This is a genomic window from Winogradskyella thalassocola, assembly GCF_900099995.1.
In the GTDB taxonomy this organism is placed as follows: Bacteria; Bacteroidota; Bacteroidia; order Flavobacteriales; family Flavobacteriaceae; genus Winogradskyella; species Winogradskyella thalassocola.
Map to the genome: position 1 here is coordinate 1,375,989 of NZ_FNCZ01000001.1, position 18,915 is coordinate 1,394,903.

Consider the following 18,915-nt stretch of genomic DNA (forward strand, 5'->3'; position numbering starts at 1 on the left):
AAAGCAGGAATCTTATTTAATTAAACTTAGTTTTTTGTGAAGTAAAAAAGGAAATGTTTTTAAAGGACAGAGACGAGTTGCATTTTTAGAGTATATACCTAGCGTGTCTGCACCTTTGTGTGATATTTTTACTTCCTGCTTTCAACTTTTCAGTCTTCAAGCTTTTTTTATTACCTAAAACCCACGCTTCTCAAGCCAACCCATCAGAATTGTATTAAATTCATCAGGATGCTCCATCATAGCAGCGTGCCCACATTTATCAATCCAATATAACTCAGAATCAGGTAATAGTTCGTGAAACTCCTCGGCAACTTCTGGTGGAGTAACATTATCGTTTTTTCCCCAAATGATACAAATAGGTGTAGTCATTTTTGGTAAATCTTTAGCCATGTTGTGTCTTATAGCACTTTTTGCAATCGCTAAGGTTTTTATAAGCTTATTACGATCATTTACGGTTTCATAGACCTCGTCTACAATTTCTTTAGTCGCAACTGCCGGATCGTAAAACACTTCTTGTGCTTTCTTTTTCATCACTTCGTAATCGCTCCGTTTGGTGTAGCCACCTCCCATTGCGCTTTCGTAAAGTCCTGAGCTTCCTGTAATGATAAGCGCTTTTACTTTTTTAGGGTATAATTTTGTATGGTACAAGCCAATATGGCCACCAAGAGAATTACCTAGTAAAATAACGTTGTCTAAACCTTTATACTCAATAAAATCTTTGAGATAATTAGCAAAGCTTTTAACGTTGGTTTTTAATAACGACATACCGTAAATAGGAAGTTCTGGAATAATGACTTTGTAGCCTTTAGCGCTAAAGTATTTGGTGACTCCATCAAAATTACTGAGTCCACCCATTAAACCATGCAACACAATAATTGGTGTGCCTTCGCCTACTTCAATATATCTAAAATCCTTTTCTTTCTTTAAAAGGTGTGCCATGTGCGAGTTCGTGCTTATGTGTTAGAAACAAATATAACCAAATCCTTTAGAATATAAATAATATGGAAAAAATATCAACTTTTTTTATCAGAAGGGTGTTGCGTGGGTCGATGTTAATAATTCCCACTTGAAAATATTTGCTTAAAACTTGAATTCATTGACGTGATAATATATTAAGGTTATTTCAAACTAAAACTTATCAACAAATGTGGTAGAATGTGGTAAAAAGTGGTGATTTTTTCAATATCTTTGACTCTTAACCGTTAAAGTGGTAAACAAAACCTTTTGAATTCATTTATAGGAACATACGAATGTAAAGCTGATGCCAAAGGAAGGCTAATGATACCTGCTGTGCTCAAAAAGCAGTTGTCGGCGGCTTTGCAAGATGGTTTTGTTTTAAAGCGTGCTGTATTTCAGCCGTGTTTAGAACTCTATCCTATGTCCGAATGGAACAAAATGATGGAGAAAATTAATAAACTCAATCGCTTTAAGAAAAAGAATAATGATTTTATCAGACGTTTTACGGCTGGTGTTAAAATTGTGGAAGTAGATAGCGCTGGTCGCTTATTAATTCCAAAAGATTTAATTGGATTTTCTGGTATTACTAAAGAAGTTGTTTTGGCGTCTGCAGTAAATATTCTTGAAATCTGGGATAAAGATAAATACGAACAAGCTATTGATGATGCGGCTGAAGATTTTGCAGATTTGGCCGAGGAAGTAATGGGACAAGAGGATGACGACAATGGATTATCATAATGCAGTATTACTTAAAGAAACTGTTGATGGTTTAGCAATTAAGCCCGATGGTGTGTATGTGGATGTCACTTTTGGTGGTGGAGGTCATAGTAAGGAGATTTTATCACGATTAGGTCCAAACGGAAAGTTGTATGCTTTTGATCAAGATAAAGATGCGTTAGCAAATACCATTGATGATGATCGCTTTGTGTTGATTAACGAGAACTTCAGGTTTGTAAAACGATTTTTGAGATTCTATGGAGCTAAAGAAGTTGATGGTGTTTTGGCAGACTTCGGAGTGTCATCACATCAATTTGATGTTGCTGAGCGTGGATTTTCAACACGTTTTGAAGCGGATTTAGATATGCGAATGAATCAAGACAGTAAGCTGTCTGCTTTTGAAGTCATTAATAATTATGACGAAGAGCAACTAAGAGCTGTTTTGTTTCAATATGGTGAATTGCGAAATGCGCCGGCAATGGCAAGAGTAATTGTTGATGAGCGAAAGAATGCTGAAATTAAAACGAGCGAGCAGTTAAAAGCGGTTTTAAAACAATTTTTAAATCATCAAAAAGAGAATAAGGTTTTAGCTCAAATTTATCAAGCCATTCGAATTGAGGTAAATCAAGAAATTGAAGTGTTAAAAGAATTATTGCTTCAAACACCTGAGATCTTAAAAAAAGATGGTCGCTTAAGTTTTATCTCATACCATTCTTTAGAAGATCGATTGGTAAAGCGTTTTATACGGAATGGATTATTTGAAGGGGAACCAGAGAGAGATATGTTTGGAAACTTTGAAGTGCCATTAAAAAAAGTTGGAGGTTTAATTGTGCCTTCAAAAGAAGAAATAAAACAAAACAATAGAGCGCGAAGTGCGAAACTGAGGATTGCCAAAAAAATATGAAAAAAAACATATACAGCATATTAAGGGGTAAGTTTCTAATCAGTGATGATTCGTTTAAAAATTGGCGTATCATCATTTTTATTTCGTTTCTGGCTATCATAATGATTGCAAGTTCGCATAGTGCGGATCAAAAAGTATATGAGATTGCAAATTTAACTAATGAGGTTAAAGAATTACGCTCGGCATTTGTAGATAAAAGAGGAAAGCTGATGCAACTTAAAAAAGAATCTTTTGTAGAGGCAGAGATGAAAGAAAAGGGTATTGGGATTTCCTTAAATCCACCAACAAAAATAATAGTAAAATCATCTAAATCGGTTAAGTAAACGGGTTTGGAATTTGAAATAGAGTACAGAACAGTCTTAAATATAATTAAATCTCGATTATCGAGTAAAAACACAACAGTAAACTTTGGCAATAACAGAAAAAAACATATTAAACAGATTGTACTTCGTGTCAGGCTGCATGTTTGTATTCGCTTTGGCTGTGGTGTTCAAGTTGGTGAGTATTCAGTTTATTCAAGGTGATGAATATAGAGCGCTAGCAGAAAAGAGTACAACTAGAGATTTTCCCATTCCTGCAAATCGTGGTAATGTGTATTCTGCTGATGGAAGTTTGTTGGCGACTTCGATTCCAAAATATGATATTAGAATTGATGCCATTCAGGCAAAAGACGCAACATTTGAAAAGTACATCGGAGCTTTAGCAGATTCGCTTCATGTGTATAAAGGTAAGCCGGTGTCTTACTACAAGAATATCATTCGTAAAGCCCGAAAAAATAAAAATAGATATTTTTTGTTAGCTCGAAATATTAGCTATTCCGATTATATCAGAATGCGCAATTTTCCTTTACTAAATCTAGGCGCCATTAAAGGAGGTTTAATTGTAGAACAAACGACAAGACGTGAGCATCCGATGGGAGGCATTGCAGAGCGTTTTATTGGTTATGAGCGTCAGGATAAAGACAGTAATTATACTAGAGCAGGTATTGATGGAGCCTTTGGTGTAAAATATCTACAAGGTAAAAACGGGAAACGTTTAAAGCAGAAAATAGGAAATGGGCAATGGAAGCCTATCGCTGATTTCGACCAAGTTGAACCTCAGGATGGTTACGATGTTTATACGACTATTGATGTCAATATTCAAGATATAGCGCATCATTCCTTACTTAAGCAGTTAGAGATTTACGATGCAGATCATGGTTGTGTGGTGGTGATGGATGTGAAAACAGGTGAGATAAAAGCAATTTCTAACCTTGGAAAAAACAGAAATGGGAAGTATTATGAGCGCTTAAATTATGCGGTTGGAGAAAGTCATGAGCCGGGTTCTACATTTAAAGTGATGGCTTTGATGGCGGCATTAGAAGATAAGGTTGTGGATACGTCAACAGTTGTTGATACTAAAAAAGGAAGAAAGTCTTTTTATGGTCGTGTTATTACGGATTCTGGTCCTGGTTATGGTGAAATTTCTGCGGCAAGAGCATTAGAGGTATCTTCTAATATAGGCATGGCTACTATTATTGATGAACATTACTCAAAACAGCCAGAGAAATTTTTAAATAGATTGAGTTCTTGGGGGCTCGATAAGCCTCTCGGTTTCAATATTAAAGGAGAAGGGGTGCCAGATATTCCAAAGCCTGGAGCATCTAACTGGAGTAGAAATGCGTTGCCTTCTATGGCTTATGGCTATAATCTTGAAATGACTCCATTGCAAACACTAGCGTTTTATAATGCTATTGCCAATGATGGTGAATTAATTAAGCCGCGCTTTTTGAAATCGGTTAAGTCGTTCGATAAGAATATTGAAGTGTTTAAAAAAGAAGTGCTTGTTGAGAAAATATGTTCTAACCAGACTTTGAATGAGATGCGAGATATTTTAAAGAACGTTGTTATTCGTGGTACGGGCGCGCGTATGTATTCGGAGACGTTTTCTATGGCTGGTAAAACAGGTACGGCTAGAACGGATTATGCAAATACTGAAGAATGGAATAAGAATCGGAAATATATTTCTTCGTTTGCAGGTTATTTTCCTGCGGATAATCCAAAATACTCATGTATTGTGGTGATTCATAAGCCAAGTACAAAAGTAGGTATCTACGGCTCTGATGTAGCTGGTCCGGTTTTTAAAAGAATTGCTCAAAAAATTTATACAGACACTCCAATTATAGATGAGGTTCAAACTTTAAACTTCAAAGACAATCTAGTTAACGAAGATTTTGAAAGTTACTTTGAAAACGCTCGTAAGTATAAAGAGTTAATGCCAAGTGTTGTTGGTATGCCAGCTATGGATGCGATCGCATTGTTAGAGAATTTGCAGATTGATGTAAGAGTGAAATTAAATGGAAATGGAGTGATTAAAAAACAGTCTGTAGAAAAACATCAAAAATTACAAACCAATCAAACCATTGTATTAGAAGCATCATGATGGTATTAAAAGACATATTATATAAGGTTACAATTAATGCAGTCGTTGGCAGCACAAGTATTACTGTGGGTAAAATTGAATTTGATTCACGTCAAATAGAAGTCAATGATATTTTTGTAGCAATATCGGGTACTATCACAGATGGTCATAATTTTATTGAAAAAGCAATAAAGGATGGAGCTACAGCAATAATTTGTGAGGTTCTTCCTGAGAATTTAGAAGATGGTATCACGTATATTGAAGTCGCTAATTCTAACCAAGCTATGGCTTATATGGCGGCTAATTTCTATGGTCATCCGTCTGAGAATTTAAAATTGGTTGGTGTAACAGGAACAAATGGAAAAACAACAGTATCAAGTTTATTGTATCAGTTGTTTAAAAAGGCAGGTTATAAAGTGGGGTTGTTATCTACCGTAAAAATCATGGTTGATAATACAACGTATAAGGCCACACATACCACACCAGATTCTTTAACGATTAATAGATATTTAAAGATGATGAATGATGAAGGTGTAGAATTTTGCTTCATGGAAGTGAGTTCTCATGGTATTCATCAAAGTAGAACAGAGGGCTTAAAATTTGAAGGTGGCATTTTTACAAATCTATCGCACGATCATTTAGATTATCACGATACGTTTGCGGAATATAGAGATGTGAAAAAACAGTTTTTTGATCAATTACCGAAAGATGCCTTTGCGTTAACCAATATTGATGACAAAAATGGTTTGGTGATGTTTCAGAATACGGTAGCCAAAAAATATACTTATGCTTTAAAGAATTATGCGGATTATAGAGCGCAAATTTTAGAAAATGAATTTAGCGGATTGCTGTTAAAGTTGAATGAAAGCGAATTATGGACGCGTTTAATAGGAAGTTTTAATGCCTATAATATTCTAGCAATATATGGTACGGCTGAACTATTAGGTTTAGATAAAGTTGAAATTTTAAAACTCATTAGTGAGCTCGAAAATGTAGCGGGACGGTTTCAATATTTTATTTCAGAAGGGAAAATTACGGCCATTGTAGATTATGCACATACACCAGATGCCTTAAAGAATGTTTTGCAAACCATAAACGATATCAGAACTAAAAATGAAGAGTTGATTACGGTTGTTGGTTGTGGAGGAAATAGAGATAAAACCAAGCGACCAAAAATGGCGCATATCGCTTCGGCTTTAAGTACTAAAGTGATTTTAACAAGCGACAATCCAAGAAATGAAGTGCCTGAGACCATAATTGAAGAGATGGAAAAGGGGGTGGAGCCTCAGAATTTCAAAAAAACCTTATCTATAACTGACAGGAAACAAGCGATTAAAACGGCGTGCCAAATGGCAGGTGAGAACGATATTATTCTTATTGCAGGAAAAGGACACGAAACATACCAAGAAATTAAAGGTGAGCGCTTTGATTTTGATGATTATAAAATCGTTCAAGACTATTTAAAACAATTACAGAAATAAATAATAACTAAGAATGCTGTATTACTTATTCGAATATCTAGAGCAACAGTTCCAATTTCCAGGCGCATCACTTTTTGGGTTTATAACCTTTAGAGCTGCTGTGGCAATCATATTGTCATTGTTGATTTCTACAATTTTTGGTAAACGCATTATTCGGTTTTTGCAAAAACAACAGGTTGGAGAAACTATTCGTGATTTAGGGTTAGAAGGACAAGTTGAAAAAGCAGGGACACCAACAATGGGTGGAATCATTATTATTCTAGCTACGCTTATTCCTGTATTGTTATTAGCAAAACTCGAAAATATTTACATCATACTTCTTATTATTACGACCCTGTGGATGGGGACCATTGGTTTTATTGATGATTATATCAAAAAATTCAAAAATGATAAAGACGGTTTAAAAGGGAGGTTTAAAGTTCTTGGTCAAGTCGGATTAGGAATTATTGTTGGAGCGACTTTGTTTTTTCATCAAGATGTTACCATCAAAGAGAAGTTGCCAATTGCACAGCAAAATGAATTACGTATTGAAAATCCAGATCTTCAAGCAGCAAAATTGTTTAAAGCAGAAGAGAAGTCAACAAAAACAACAATTCCCTTTTTAAAAGATAACGAGTTTGATTATTCCGATTTAATCACATGGATTAGTCCAGGGTTAGAGAAATACACTTGGCTCGTATTTATACTAGTCAGCATTATTATAATTACAGCCGTATCAAATGGTGCAAATCTCACAGATGGCATCGATGGTCTTGCGGCAGGAACATCTGCTATAATTGTATTGACGCTGGGGATTTTTGCATGGGTGTCTAGTAATATTGTGTTTTCAGGGTACTTAGATATTATGTACATCCCAAGAGCGGAAGAAATTACAATTTACATTGCGGCATTTGTTGGAGCATTAATTGGATTTTTATGGTATAACACCTTTCCTGCTCAGGTATTTATGGGAGACACAGGAAGTCTAACCATTGGAGGAATCATAGCTGTGATTGCTATAGCAGTTAGAAAAGAATGGTTAATTCCTATACTATGCGGTATATTCTTAGCAGAGAATTTATCAGTCATTTTACAAGTGAGCTATTTCAAATACACAAGAAAAAAGTTCGGAGAAGGACGACGCATTTTTAAAATGTCTCCTCTACACCATCACTATCAGAAATCGGGCTATCATGAAAGTAAGATTGTTACGCGTTTTTGGATTATTGGAATTCTGCTTGCTATTATAACAATAGTAACCTTGAAAATTAGATAATGAAAAGGCTAGTAATTCTTGGTGGAGGTGAAAGTGGAGTAGGAACAGCGCTTTTAGGAAAAGCAAAAGGATACGAGGTATTTGTATCAGACAAAGGAAAGATTAAAGAAAAGTATAAAGACGTTCTTTTAAATAATGAGATTGAATTTGAAGATGAGCAGCATACGGAATCAAAAATTCTGAATGCAAACATCGTTATGAAAAGTCCTGGGATTCCAGATAAAGTGGCTTTGGTAAAACAAATTCGTGAGGCAGGAATTACCGTGGTTTCTGAAATTGAATTTGCTTCAAAATTTACAGAAGCAACTTTGGTAGCTATTACCGGTAGTAATGGTAAAACCACAACAGCAACGTTGACGCATCACTTGTTAAAACAAGAGCTAGATGTTGGTTTGGCTGGTAACATAGGAGATAGTTTCGCGAAGCAAATTTTAGATAAAAATCATGATAACTATGTATTGGAGATTAGTAGTTTTCAATTAGATGATATCATTGATTTTAAACCGAAAATTGCGGTGCTAACTAATATTACGCCAGACCATTTAGATCGCTATGATTATAAGTTTGAAAACTATGTGGCTTCAAAATTTAGAGTTGTAGAGAATCAAACAGAGGATGATTATTTTATATATGATGGTGATGACGAAGTCATTTTAGAGTATATGAAATCACATCAAATTAAATCCAAAAAATTACCTTTTTCATTAACAAAAGTTATTGAGCAAGGCGCATACTTAGACAACAACAACAATATAATAATAACAATAGATAACAATAAAATCATTATGCCAACAAATAATTTAGCATTAGAAGGGAAACACAACGTGAAAAACGCAATGGCGGCTTCTACTGTTGCGCATTTATTAAAAATTAGAAAGCAAACAATACGCGAAAGTCTTGAGAATTTTCAAGGTGTTGAGCACCGTTTAGAGCACGTCTTAAAGATTAATAAAGTGCAATATATCAACGACTCAAAAGCAACCAATGTTAATGCAACCTATTTCGCTTTAGAAAGTATGGATGCACCTACAGTTTGGATTGTAGGAGGCGTAGATAAAGGCAATGAATACAGAGAGTTGTTTCCTTTTGTTAATGAAAAAGTAAAAGCAATTATTTGTTTAGGGGTAGATAACGCAAAGCTAATGGAGTCTTTTGGTAACATGGTAGATGTTATAATTGAAACACAATACATGAGTGAGGCTGTAAAGATTGCTTATAAGCTTGCAAGTGCTGGAGATAATGTGTTGTTGTCGCCTGCTTGTGCTAGTTTTGATTTATTCGAAAACTATGAAGATAGAGGAAGACAATTTAAAAATGCAGTTAGAAATTTATAAAAGAAGTTAAGATGAATTAGGGACTCATCTATAAAAGGGTTAAGCATGCAGAACATATTTAAACAAATAAAGGGAGATAAAGCCATTTGGGCTATAGTCACATTGTTGGCTATATTTTCTTTTTTGCCTGTGTATAGTTCAGCGAGTAATTTGGCTTATCATGGTGGGAATACGAGTACATTCTCCTTCTTCATAAAGCATTTTATGCATTTGTTTTTGGGTTTTGCGATTATGTTTGGTGTACATAAAGTGCCTTATAAGTATTTCCGTGGATTATCTATGGTTATGGTGCCTATTGTGTTTGTGTTGTTGTTGGTTACGATGCTTCAGGGGACTACGATTGAAGGTGCAAATGCGAGTCGTTGGATTCAAATTCCTATAGTTAATATGTCTTTTCAAACATCAACTTTGGCAGCTGTTGTATTGATGGTGTATGTTGCACGATATTTATCTAAAATTAAGGATAAAGAAGTGAGTTTTAAGGAGTCATTGTTGCCACTTTGGGGCCCCGTGTTTTTAATTCTAATTCTAATTTTACCTGCTAATTTTTCTACAACAGCGATCATGTTTACAATGATTATGATGTTAGCATTTATTGGTGGTTATCCCATTAAGTATCTTTTAGTTATAGTGGGAACAGGTTTGTTAGCGCTCACAATGTTTGTGTTAGTTGCGAAAGCCTTTCCGGATGCGATGCCAAACCGAGTAGATACGTGGATAAATCGAATTGAAAATTTTTCAAATGGAGAAGATACAGAAGCCGATTATCAAATTGAAAAAGCTAAAATAGCGATTGCTACTGGTGAAATTAAGGGATTAGGACCAGGGAAAAGTATTCAGAAGAATTTCTTACCTCAGTCGTCTTCAGATTTTATTTTTGCAATTATTATAGAGGAATATGGACTGATTGGCGGTGTGTTTATATTGGTTTTATATTTATGGTTCTTGTTTAGAATAGTTGTTGTAAGTCATAAGTCAGATACCATCTTTGGAAGGTTGTTAGTTCTAGGAGTTGGATTGCCAATCGTATTTCAGGCCTTAATAAATATGGCTGTTGCAGTTGAGTTATTTCCAGTTACTGGCCAAACATTGCCATTAATAAGTAGTGGAGGAACCTCTATTTGGATGACTTGTTTAGCAATAGGAATCATATTGAGTGTAAGTGCAAAGCGTGAAGAGTTGAAGGAACAAGAAGATGCAGAAGATAACCCATTAGCCATTTTAAGTGAAGCTATTTAATGAGTAACTATAAATTTATATTATCAGGAGGAGGAACAGGAGGGCATATTTATCCTGCGGTTGCGATTGCGGACGAGTTAAAGTCGCGCTATCCTGATGCGGAATTCTTGTTTGTTGGTGCTTCTGATCGAATGGAAATGGATAAAGTGCCACAAGCGGGGTATAAAATTGAAGGGTTATGGATTTCTGGAATTCAAAGAAAGTTGACTTTGAGAAACTTAGCTTTTCCATTAAAGCTAATAAGTAGCTTATTGCGTTCTCGAAAAATTGTAAATTCATTTAAGCCAGACGTTGTGATCGGAACAGGTGGTTTTGCGAGTGGACCTTTATTGCACGTGGCTTCCTCAAAAGGAGTTCCAAGTTTAATTCAGGAGCAAAATTCGTTTCCTGGTATTACTAATAAATTGCTTTCAAAAAAAGTAAACACGATTTGTGTGGCCTATGAAGGCTTAGATAAGTTTTTTCCGAAAGCTAAAATCAAATTAACAGGAAATCCAATTCGTAAGGATTTGTTGCAAGTAAAAGATAAACATATTGAAGGTAAAGATGCCTTTACGTTGAAGCATAATAAACAAACACTTTTAGTTTTAGGTGGAAGTTTAGGAGCAAGACGAGTTAATCAATTAATAGAAGATAATATAGCGTTTTTTGAAGCGCAAGACATTCAGGTGATTTGGCAATGCGGAAAATTGTATTACGATCAGTACAAGCAATATAATGATTTTCAGAATGTGCAAGTCCATGCGTTTTTAAATCAAATGGATTTGGCTTATGCGGCCGCAGATGTCATAATTTCTAGAGCGGGCGCGATATCAGTTTCAGAATTATGTATTGTGGGTAAGCCAGTGATTTTTGTGCCGTCGCCAAATGTAGCAGAAGATCATCAAACTAAAAACGCACAATCAGTTGCAGATAAAAATGCCGCTGTTTTAATACGAGAAAAAGATTTAGATGCTGATTTTCAAAGCGAATTTTCAGAACTAATGTCAAACGAAGAAAAACGAAAAGAGTTAAGTAAACATATTGAAGCCTTGGCATTAGTAAATGCAACTAACGCTATTGTTGATGAAGTTGAAAAATTATTGAAAAGCAAATGAAATTCGAGAGTGTAAATAGTGTCTATTTTATTGGTATCGGAGGTATCGGAATGAGTGCGATTGCGCGATATTTTGTAGCCAATGGTAAGCAAGTCGCTGGTTATGATAAAACACCAACTGACATCACTACGTCGCTTGAGGATTTAGGGGTTGAAATTCATTATGAAGATGATATTAATAAAGTTTCAAGTACGTTTTTAAATCCAGAAAATACACTTGTGGTGTATACACCTGCGATTCCGGGAGGTCATACCGAATTCAATTATTTTAAAGCTCATAACTTCAACGTGTTAAAGCGTTCAGTGGTTTTAGGAGAAATCACAAAACAAACCGTTTGTTTGGCGGTTGCAGGTACACATGGTAAAACGACAACAACGAGCATTTTAGGGCATTTATTAAATGTGTGTAATGTGCCTGTTACAGCCTTTTTAGGTGGGATTAGTGAGAATTATAATTCTAATTTAATTATAAACGGAACCGATGTAACTGTTGTAGAGGCAGATGAATTTGATCGTTCGTTTTTAACCTTGTCACCAGATTTAGCCTGCATCACGTCAATGGATGCTGACCATTTAGATATATATGGAAATGCTGAAGAGTTAGTGAAAACGTTTAAGGATTTTTCGGAATGTATAAAGCCAAATGGAAAATTATTCGTTAAAAATGGTTTGCCTTTAAAAGGTATAACTTACGGTATAGAAGACGATTCGGATTATTGTGCGCAAAATATTTCCATAGAAAATGGTAGTTATATTTTTGATGTAAAAACACCAAGCGGTATACAGAAAGGTTTTAAATTTAGTTTACCAGGAAGACATAACCTCTCTAACGCAATCATTGCGCTTGCCATGGCTGTAGAATATGGTTGTTCTTATGCTGAGCTAGCAAAAGGTTTGGAGTCTTACAAAGGAGTGAAGCGTCGATTTACATATCAAATTAAAACGGATGATTTTGTGTTTATAGATGATTACGCACATCATCCCGAAGAAATTAATGCAGTGCATCAGGCTGTTAGGGAAATGTATCCGAATAAAAGAGTGTTGGCGATTTTTCAACCGCATTTATTTAGTAGAACACGAGATTTTGTTGATGGATTTGCAGAAAGTCTTTCTAATTTCGATGAAGTATTGCTTTTAGATATATATCCAGCAAGAGAAATGCCAATTGAAGGAGTGACCTCAAATTGGCTTTTAAATAAGATTAAAAATTCGAATAAAAAATTAATCCAAAAATCACAATTAATTGATGAAATAGAAAAGTCTAATGCTCAAATTGTATTGACTATTGGAGCAGGAGATATTGGAGCTGAAGTTAAACATATAAAAGAAGCGTTTTATGTCAAAAATTAATTTCAACTATATAAAAAACATGGGATTAGTTATTTTGGTGGGCTTTTTGTTTGCGTTTTCAAATCAAAGAAATAAAACGAGGAAAGTAAGTGCTCCTAAGATCTCATTTTTAGGCGAAAACAAATTATTTATTACAGAAGCGAATGTTAGTAAATTGTTAATAGTAAATCAAGAACCTGTTTCGGAGCAACCTAAAGAAATTATAGATTTGAACAAATTAGAATCTGCCTTGAAATCTAATCCAATGATCAAGCAAGCGGAAGTGTTTATGTCAGTAAACGGGGCACTTTCGGCTGAAATTGAACAAAAAAAACCTATTGCAAGAGTGAACACAAAAGTGTCGTATTATATCGATGATGAAGGTGGTATTATGCCTTTGTCTCATAATTATGCTGCGAGAGTGCCACTTGTTACTGGAAATATTGAGAAAAATAAGCTTGAAACTGTCTATCAATTTGCGAAATTTGCAGACGAGGACGATTTTTTGAAGAAACATGTCATTGAAATTCGTCAGAACGACGATAATACCATTGATTTTAAAATAAGAAAAAGTGATTTTACGGTTCATTTAGGAACTTTAAAACAACTTAAAAAAAAGATAAACAATTTTAAAGCGTTTTATCAAAAGGCTTTAAAAGATCAAATTTTAGATACCTATAGCTTAGTGAATCTAAAATTTGATAAACAAGTTATTTGCACCAAAAAGTAAACTATGGACAAACAAAGCATTTCGGTAGGTCTAGATATAGGTACCACAAAAATTGTGGCCATGATTGGTCGCAAAAACGAGTATGATAAAGTTGAGATTTTAGGTTTAGGAAAAGCTAAAAGTATGGGTGTGCATCGTGGTGTGGTTAATAATATCACCCAAACGATTCAGTCCATTCAACAAGCGGTTCAAGAAGCTGAAGCAGCATCTGGAGAAAAAATTGTAGATGTTACCGTAGGGATTGCGGGTCAGCATATACGTAGTTTACAACATAGTGATTATATCACACGTCCAAATTCGGATATGGTGATCGATGAAGAGGATATTGACCGTTTAATTAATCAGGTTCACAAACTAGTAATGCTTCCTGGTGAAGAAATTATTCATGTGTTACCACAAGAATTTAAAATTGATGGTCAGGCTGAAATCACAGAGCCGATAGGAATGTATGGCGGACGTTTGGAAGCTAATTTTCATGTTGTAGTGGGGCAGGTATCATCGATTAGAAATGTTGGGCGTTGTATCAAAAGTGCAGGTTTAAATTTAGAAGGTATCACTTTAGAACCGTTAGCTTCAGCCAATGCTGTTTTGAGTAGAGAAGAGAAAGAAGCTGGTGTTGCGTTGATTGATATAGGTGGTGGAACAACAGATTTAGCCGTTTTTAAAGATGGTATTATTCGTCATACCGCTGTCATCCCTTTTGGTGGAGGTGTCATTACCGAAGATATAAAAGAAGGCTGTTCAATTATTGAAAAGCAAGCTGAACTTCTAAAAGTGAAGTTTGGATCTGCTTGGCCAGGTGAAAATAAAGATAACGAGATTGTATCTATTCCAGGATTAAGAGGAAGAGAGCCAAAAGAAATCACGTTAAAGAATTTGTCTAAAATCATTCACGCAAGAGTTGTGGAAATTATAGAACAAGTTTATGTTGAAATAAAAAATTACGGTCACGAGGAGCAAAAGAAAAAATTAATTGGGGGTATTGTTTTAACAGGAGGTGGAGCGCAATTAAAACACTTAAAGCAATTAGTTGAATATATCACAGGAATGGATACTAGAATTGGTTATCCAAACGAGCATTTAGCAGGTGATAGCGATGAGGATATTGCAAGTCCATTGTATGCTACAGCAGTCGGATTGGTAATGGACGGTTTAAAACGACAGGAGCGTAAAAAAGTAGAGGCTATTGAAGAAGACATTGTAATTGAAAATGAAGCGGAACAATTAGAAGAGCCAGAAGTGGAACCGGTAGCACCAGAGCCTATAAAGGAGCGTCGTTCGTTTTTAGATAAATTAACGGAGCGTGTAAAGGATTTTTTGGATAAAGCAGAATAAAAGAAGAATTTTGCAATTATGTAAAATTCATATAAAAATAGAATAAATATAACGATAAGGGCAAGTCATGGCTTGTCCGTATTTACAAGAAATAGAATAATAGTTAATCCATAATATATGAGTAATAGCAACGAATTTGGTAACATTTCATTTGATTTGCCAAAGCATCAATCAAACGTCATCAAAGTAATTGGTGTTGGTGGTGGTGGAAGTAACGCCATCAACCACATGTTTCAACAAGGCATTAAGGGAGTCGATTTTGTAATCTGTAATACAGATTCTCAAGCACTTCATAGTAGTGGTGTTCCAAACAAAATACAATTAGGAGTTAATTTAACTGAAGGGTTAGGAGCAGGAGCCAATCCAGATGTAGGAGAAGAAGCTGCAATAGAAAGTTTAGAAGACATTCGCAGAATGTTAGATACCAATACAAAAATGGTATTTATCACTGCCGGAATGGGTGGTGGTACCGGTACAGGTGCTGCGCCAGTCATTGCTAAAATGGCTAAAGAACTCGATATTCTTACGGTTGGAATTGTAACGATGCCATTTCAGTTTGAAGGTAAAATGCGAAACGCCCAAGCACAACGTGGTATTGAGAAACTACGTTCTCATGTCGATTCGTTAGTTGTAATTAATAACAACAAACTTCGTGAAGTTTATGGAAACCTTGGGTTTAAAGCAGGTTTCTCTAAAGCGGATGAAGTATTATCAACAGCATCTCGAGGTATCGCAGAAGTGATAACACATCACTACACTCAGAATATTGATTTACGTGATGCTAAAACGGTATTAAGTAATAGTGGAACCGCTATTATGGGATCTGCTACAGCTTCTGGTCAAACTAGAGCACAAGAAGCTATTATGAGTGCCTTAGATTCACCATTACTTAACGATAATAAAATCACAGGAGCTAAAAACGTATTGTTGCTAATCGTTTCGGGTTCTCAAGAAATTACTATTGATGAAATTGGTGAAATCAATGATCACATTCAAACTGAAGCAGGATTTGGAGCTAACATTATTATGGGTGTTGGTGAAGATGAAGAGTTACAAGAATCTATTTCTGTAACAATTATAGCTACAGGATTTGACTTAGATCAACAAAATGAAATTTCTAATACTGAAACTAAAAAAGTAATTCATGCTTTAGGCGATACTAATGAATCTAGTACTCAAGAAAAAGAGCCAGCTATTATTACGCCAGATATCGTTTTAGAGACGGAAAAAGAAGCTCCAATTGTTCGTCATACATTATTTGTTGAAGAAGAAGAAAAAACTGAGCCAAAAGCTGAGTCAAAAGCTGAAGATAATAATGGAACGAACTTAATTGCAACTACAGACTTCTTAAAAAATATGAATGTAGTTTATGATGAAGTTTTAGATTCTAAGCCACAAGCTACAATAGAACCTGAAGAATTTGTTATTACACCAATAGTAAATAAAGCAGAGACAATTGAAGAGGTTCATGAAGAGCAAATAACATTTTCTTTCGATTTACCATTAACGAACAAAGAACCGGAACAAGTAGAAGAGCCAAAAGCTGAAGAAGAAAAAATGTTCTTTAGTTTAGACGAAGATGTAAAAGGTATTGATGTTAATGAGCCAGTAGAAATTATTGCTGTAACTGAAGTTAATGAGAAAGGTGAAAAACGTTATGCTTTAGATGATTTTGAAACATTTCAATCCTCTATAAATACAAAAAAGGAAAAAGTAGAAGTAAAAGAAGAAATTGTTTTTGAAAAGAAAACACTTCCTATGGATGACACTAAAGTGGCATCTGAAGACGAGATAGACCCAATGAATAGTCCTATCTCAGAAATGCTTATAGCTCGTGCAGATGAGCGTAGAAGAAAGATGAAAGATTTCAATTATAAGTTTAATGACGCTAAAATAAACGAAATCGAAAAAGTACCTGCTTACAAAAGACAAGGTGTGAATTTAGAAGATGCTCAACATTCATCTGAAACAAAAGCTTCTAGAATGTCTGTCGGAACGGATGAGAACGACGATATTCAATTAAGAAGTAATAATTCATTTTTACACGATAATGTAGATTAATAGCAAGTTTAGTTTTTTGTGTAAAAACACTTAAGTCTAGCCCAAAAAGTATCTCCAACTTTTTGGGCTTTTTGTTTGGTAAAAATTTTAAAGGTATCTGGTATTCTTCTGTAAGCAAAGAGGAACTTTTTACTATCTTCGCAGTCTTATTTAAAGGAACAAGATTATGAGTTTACAAGTAGACATAATGACTGCTATGAAAGCAGCCATGAAAGAAAAGAATCAAATGGCTTTAGCTGCTTTAAGAGCTGTAAAATCAGAAATATTATTAGCACAAACCGCTACAGGGTCTAAAGAAGAGATTTCAGAAGATGAAGAAATAAAGATCTTATCAAAAATGGTAAAACAGCGTAAAGACAGTGCTGCCATTTTTTTAGAGCAAAACCGTAATGATTTAGCTGAACCAGAATTAGCGCAAGCTGAAATAATCAGTCAGTTTTTGCCAGCTCAGTTATCTGAGGAAGAAATTGCAGTTGAAGTCATGAAGGCAATTGCGGCAACAGGTGCAGCAGGTATGAAAGATATGGGAAGAGTTATGGGTATTGTAAGTGATAAATTAGCTGGGAAAGCTGATGGTAAAACGATTTCGAATATCGTAAAATCGAAGCTTACCTAAATCTAAATAAGATTCCTGCTTTGGTAGGAATTTATGGCTGCGTAGTTCAACTGGATAGAATATCAGATTTCGGCTCTGAGGGTTGGGGGTTCGAATCCCTTCGCGGTCACGAATAAATAGTTTCAAAAGAAAAAACGCCAAGCTTGCTTGAGCGTTTTTTTGTTGAAACTATTTTCAAAGCGGAGCTTTAAGGGATGCGTAGCAATCCTTTAAAGCTTCGTTTTGTTTTGAATAATAGATATTATAAGCTTGCTTGAGCGTTTTTTTGTTGAAACTATTTTCAAAGCGGATATTAAGGGATGCGCAGCAATCCTTTAATATCCGTTTTTGTACTAATAGAATTGATAGTGATATGACTTGAGTGTTTTTTTGTTAAAACTATTATTAGAACGGATCTTAAGGGATGCGCAGCAATCCATTAGGTTATATTTTGAAGATTAAAATGAGTTTTTAAGTTGCTACCAATAAACAGTTTTTTTTGTTAATGGACTAAACGTTAAATATTTATTACTTTACTAAAAGATAAATTAATAACTTATGAGTCCTAAACGTATTCAAATGAAAAAAATAACTTCAATTATACTACTCATAGTATTGTGTAGCTCTTGTACTGTACATAAACGGTCTAATATTCAATCTAACGAAGAATTTGTGGTAGAGATGAAAAAGGCTCAAACCAGAGGTGGTTTAGTAGAAACAGTTTTGCAAGGTGTCTTCTTTGGAGCATCTTATTTGGCTGAGAAATCATCTAAGTCTTTAGTGAGTACGTATTCTCAGTCCTTGTCATTAAATGATTATTATAATACCGACTTAGGAGATGTAGAAAAAACATATAAAGAGATTCATATAAAAAAATACTCTAAACCTTCGGTTAAAATCGAACAAGAAGAAATTACAAGCATAGTTAAAGATGAGTTTTCTAAAATGCCAAAATCGAGAAGTGCAACACAATCTTTAAATATTACTGATGTTGTGAGATTAGAAGAAGACGACTTATTAAATTTTTATGCTGTTGTAGAGCTTATAAGCGATCCTGAAAATCCTGGAATCACTAGATTAAGCTTTAATGAATTGCGTATTTTCTTCTCAAAAACGAAAGTTTATAGTGATGAGGATTTAAATGCTAAAATTTCAATTTCTATACAAGGGCAGTGGAGAAGTGATGATGGAACTCCTTTAAATGCGACATTAATAGAACAAGAATACGATTTTAAGAACTTAAAGTACGGTGCGGAAAATCTCATTGAAAAACCAATATTATCACCATGGTATTACGATATTCCTATAACCACGGCTTTAGATAACAATGATCATTTTGGAGTTGTTAAGATTAATGTAAGATTAGAAGAATACGAAGGCAATAAAAGCAAGTATATTAATAAACTGCCTAGTATGTTGAGCGATAATAAAGATGCCATAATAACTGATGGTGCTTCTGCTATAGAGAAAATCACAAATTAA

General features: G+C 34.7%; 16 protein-coding genes and 1 tRNA gene. 16 read left to right on the forward strand and 1 reads right to left on the reverse strand.

Annotation, left to right across the window (positions count from 1 at the left end; translation table 11 throughout):
- Positions 1–174: 174 nt before the first annotated feature.
- Entirely contained in the window at positions 175–939 is a 765-nt protein-coding gene (locus tag BLT80_RS05630) for an alpha/beta fold hydrolase (RefSeq protein ID WP_092466581.1), read from the reverse strand.
- Positions 940–1,224: 285 nt separating this feature from the next.
- Here BLT80_RS05630 and mraZ point away from each other — a divergent pair, with 285 nt between their 5' ends.
- From mraZ to BLT80_RS05710, 16 genes are all read left to right on the forward strand, one after another.
- A complete protein-coding gene (gene mraZ / locus BLT80_RS05635) occupies positions 1,225–1,695 on the forward strand; it encodes a division/cell wall cluster transcriptional repressor MraZ (RefSeq protein WP_092466582.1) in 471 nt (156 codons plus the stop codon).
- Positions 1,682–2,578 carry a 16S rRNA (cytosine(1402)-N(4))-methyltransferase RsmH gene (rsmH, locus tag BLT80_RS05640; protein ID WP_092466896.1) on the forward strand — a complete coding sequence of 299 codons (897 nt, stop codon included), beginning with the start codon at positions 1,682–1,684 and terminating at the stop codon, positions 2,576–2,578. Before mraZ ends, rsmH begins: the two co-directional genes overlap by 14 nt.
- The gene (locus tag BLT80_RS05645; RefSeq protein ID WP_092466583.1) at positions 2,575–2,901 is read left to right on the forward strand and encodes an FtsL-like putative cell division protein; all 327 of its coding nucleotides are present in this window, start codon (positions 2,575–2,577) and stop codon (positions 2,899–2,901) included. Before rsmH ends, BLT80_RS05645 begins: the two co-directional genes overlap by 4 nt.
- A 139-nt stretch (positions 2,902–3,040) precedes the next feature.
- Positions 3,041–4,999, forward strand: coding sequence for a penicillin-binding protein (locus BLT80_RS05650; RefSeq protein ID WP_092466584.1), 1,959 nt, complete (start codon positions 3,041–3,043; stop codon positions 4,997–4,999).
- Positions 4,996–6,459 carry a UDP-N-acetylmuramoyl-L-alanyl-D-glutamate--2,6-diaminopimelate ligase gene (locus tag BLT80_RS05655; protein ID WP_092466585.1) on the forward strand — a complete coding sequence of 488 codons (1,464 nt, stop codon included), beginning with the start codon at positions 4,996–4,998 and terminating at the stop codon, positions 6,457–6,459. The genes BLT80_RS05650 and BLT80_RS05655 overlap by 4 nt, the downstream gene beginning before the upstream one ends.
- Before the next feature lie 13 nt (positions 6,460–6,472).
- Positions 6,473–7,714, forward strand: a complete 1,242-nt coding sequence (gene mraY, locus BLT80_RS05660; RefSeq protein ID WP_092466586.1) for a phospho-N-acetylmuramoyl-pentapeptide-transferase — start codon at positions 6,473–6,475, stop codon at positions 7,712–7,714.
- Positions 7,714–9,048, forward strand: coding sequence for a UDP-N-acetylmuramoyl-L-alanine--D-glutamate ligase (murD, locus tag BLT80_RS05665; RefSeq protein ID WP_092466587.1), 1,335 nt, complete (start codon positions 7,714–7,716; stop codon positions 9,046–9,048). The genes mraY and murD overlap by 1 nt, the downstream gene beginning before the upstream one ends.
- Positions 9,049–9,093: 45 nt before the next feature.
- The gene (locus tag BLT80_RS05670; protein WP_092466588.1) at positions 9,094–10,287 is read left to right on the forward strand and encodes an FtsW/RodA/SpoVE family cell cycle protein; all 1,194 of its coding nucleotides are present in this window, start codon (positions 9,094–9,096) and stop codon (positions 10,285–10,287) included.
- Positions 10,287–11,384, forward strand: coding sequence for an undecaprenyldiphospho-muramoylpentapeptide beta-N-acetylglucosaminyltransferase (murG, locus tag BLT80_RS05675; RefSeq protein ID WP_092466589.1), 1,098 nt, complete (start codon positions 10,287–10,289; stop codon positions 11,382–11,384). The genes BLT80_RS05670 and murG overlap by 1 nt, the downstream gene beginning before the upstream one ends.
- Positions 11,381–12,733: a UDP-N-acetylmuramate--L-alanine ligase gene (gene murC / locus BLT80_RS05680; protein ID WP_092466590.1), complete on the forward strand. Its 1,353-nt coding sequence runs from the start codon at positions 11,381–11,383 to the stop codon at positions 12,731–12,733. The genes murG and murC overlap by 4 nt, the downstream gene beginning before the upstream one ends.
- Positions 12,720–13,442, forward strand: a complete 723-nt coding sequence (locus tag BLT80_RS05685) for a cell division protein FtsQ/DivIB (protein ID WP_092466591.1) — start codon at positions 12,720–12,722, stop codon at positions 13,440–13,442. The genes murC and BLT80_RS05685 overlap by 14 nt, the downstream gene beginning before the upstream one ends.
- Before the next feature lie 3 nt (positions 13,443–13,445).
- Positions 13,446–14,777, forward strand: coding sequence for a cell division protein FtsA (ftsA, locus tag BLT80_RS05690; protein ID WP_092466592.1), 1,332 nt, complete (start codon positions 13,446–13,448; stop codon positions 14,775–14,777).
- Positions 14,778–14,894: 117 nt separating this feature from the next.
- Positions 14,895–16,838: a cell division protein FtsZ gene (ftsZ, locus tag BLT80_RS05695; protein ID WP_092466593.1), complete on the forward strand. Its 1,944-nt coding sequence runs from the start codon at positions 14,895–14,897 to the stop codon at positions 16,836–16,838.
- Positions 16,839–17,004: 166 nt separating this feature from the next.
- Positions 17,005–17,454, forward strand: coding sequence for a GatB/YqeY domain-containing protein (locus BLT80_RS05700; RefSeq protein ID WP_092466594.1), 450 nt, complete (start codon positions 17,005–17,007; stop codon positions 17,452–17,454).
- Between the two features lie 35 nt (positions 17,455–17,489).
- Positions 17,490–17,563 (forward strand) — tRNA-Arg (locus BLT80_RS05705).
- A gap of 449 nt (positions 17,564–18,012) precedes the next feature.
- A complete protein-coding gene (locus BLT80_RS05710) occupies positions 18,013–18,915 on the forward strand; it encodes a hypothetical protein (RefSeq protein WP_139181020.1) in 903 nt (300 codons plus the stop codon).

Coding starts and splice junctions, on each gene's coding strand:
- BLT80_RS05645 (WP_092466583.1), top strand. CDS start 2,575: ATGAAAAAAAACATATACAGCATATTAAGGGGTAAGTTTCTAATCAGT.
- BLT80_RS05685 (WP_092466591.1), top strand. CDS start 12,720: ATGTCAAAAATTAATTTCAACTATATAAAAAACATGGGATTAGTTATT.
- BLT80_RS05630 (WP_092466581.1), bottom strand. CDS start 939: ATGGCACACCTTTTAAAGAAAGAAAAGGATTTTAGATATATTGAAGTA.
- mraY (WP_092466586.1), top strand. CDS start 6,473: ATGCTGTATTACTTATTCGAATATCTAGAGCAACAGTTCCAATTTCCA.
- ftsA (WP_092466592.1), top strand. CDS start 13,446: ATGGACAAACAAAGCATTTCGGTAGGTCTAGATATAGGTACCACAAAA.
- ftsZ (WP_092466593.1), top strand. CDS start 14,895: ATGAGTAATAGCAACGAATTTGGTAACATTTCATTTGATTTGCCAAAG.
- BLT80_RS05700 (WP_092466594.1), top strand. CDS start 17,005: ATGAGTTTACAAGTAGACATAATGACTGCTATGAAAGCAGCCATGAAA.
- BLT80_RS05670 (WP_092466588.1), top strand. CDS start 9,094: ATGCAGAACATATTTAAACAAATAAAGGGAGATAAAGCCATTTGGGCT.
- BLT80_RS05655 (WP_092466585.1), top strand. CDS start 4,996: ATGATGGTATTAAAAGACATATTATATAAGGTTACAATTAATGCAGTC.
- rsmH (WP_092466896.1), top strand. CDS start 1,682: ATGGATTATCATAATGCAGTATTACTTAAAGAAACTGTTGATGGTTTA.
- BLT80_RS05650 (WP_092466584.1), top strand. CDS start 3,041: ATGTTTGTATTCGCTTTGGCTGTGGTGTTCAAGTTGGTGAGTATTCAG.
- murG (WP_092466589.1), top strand. CDS start 10,287: ATGAGTAACTATAAATTTATATTATCAGGAGGAGGAACAGGAGGGCAT.
- murC (WP_092466590.1), top strand. CDS start 11,381: ATGAAATTCGAGAGTGTAAATAGTGTCTATTTTATTGGTATCGGAGGT.
- BLT80_RS05710 (WP_139181020.1), top strand. CDS start 18,013: ATGAAAAAAATAACTTCAATTATACTACTCATAGTATTGTGTAGCTCT.
- murD (WP_092466587.1), top strand. CDS start 7,714: ATGAAAAGGCTAGTAATTCTTGGTGGAGGTGAAAGTGGAGTAGGAACA.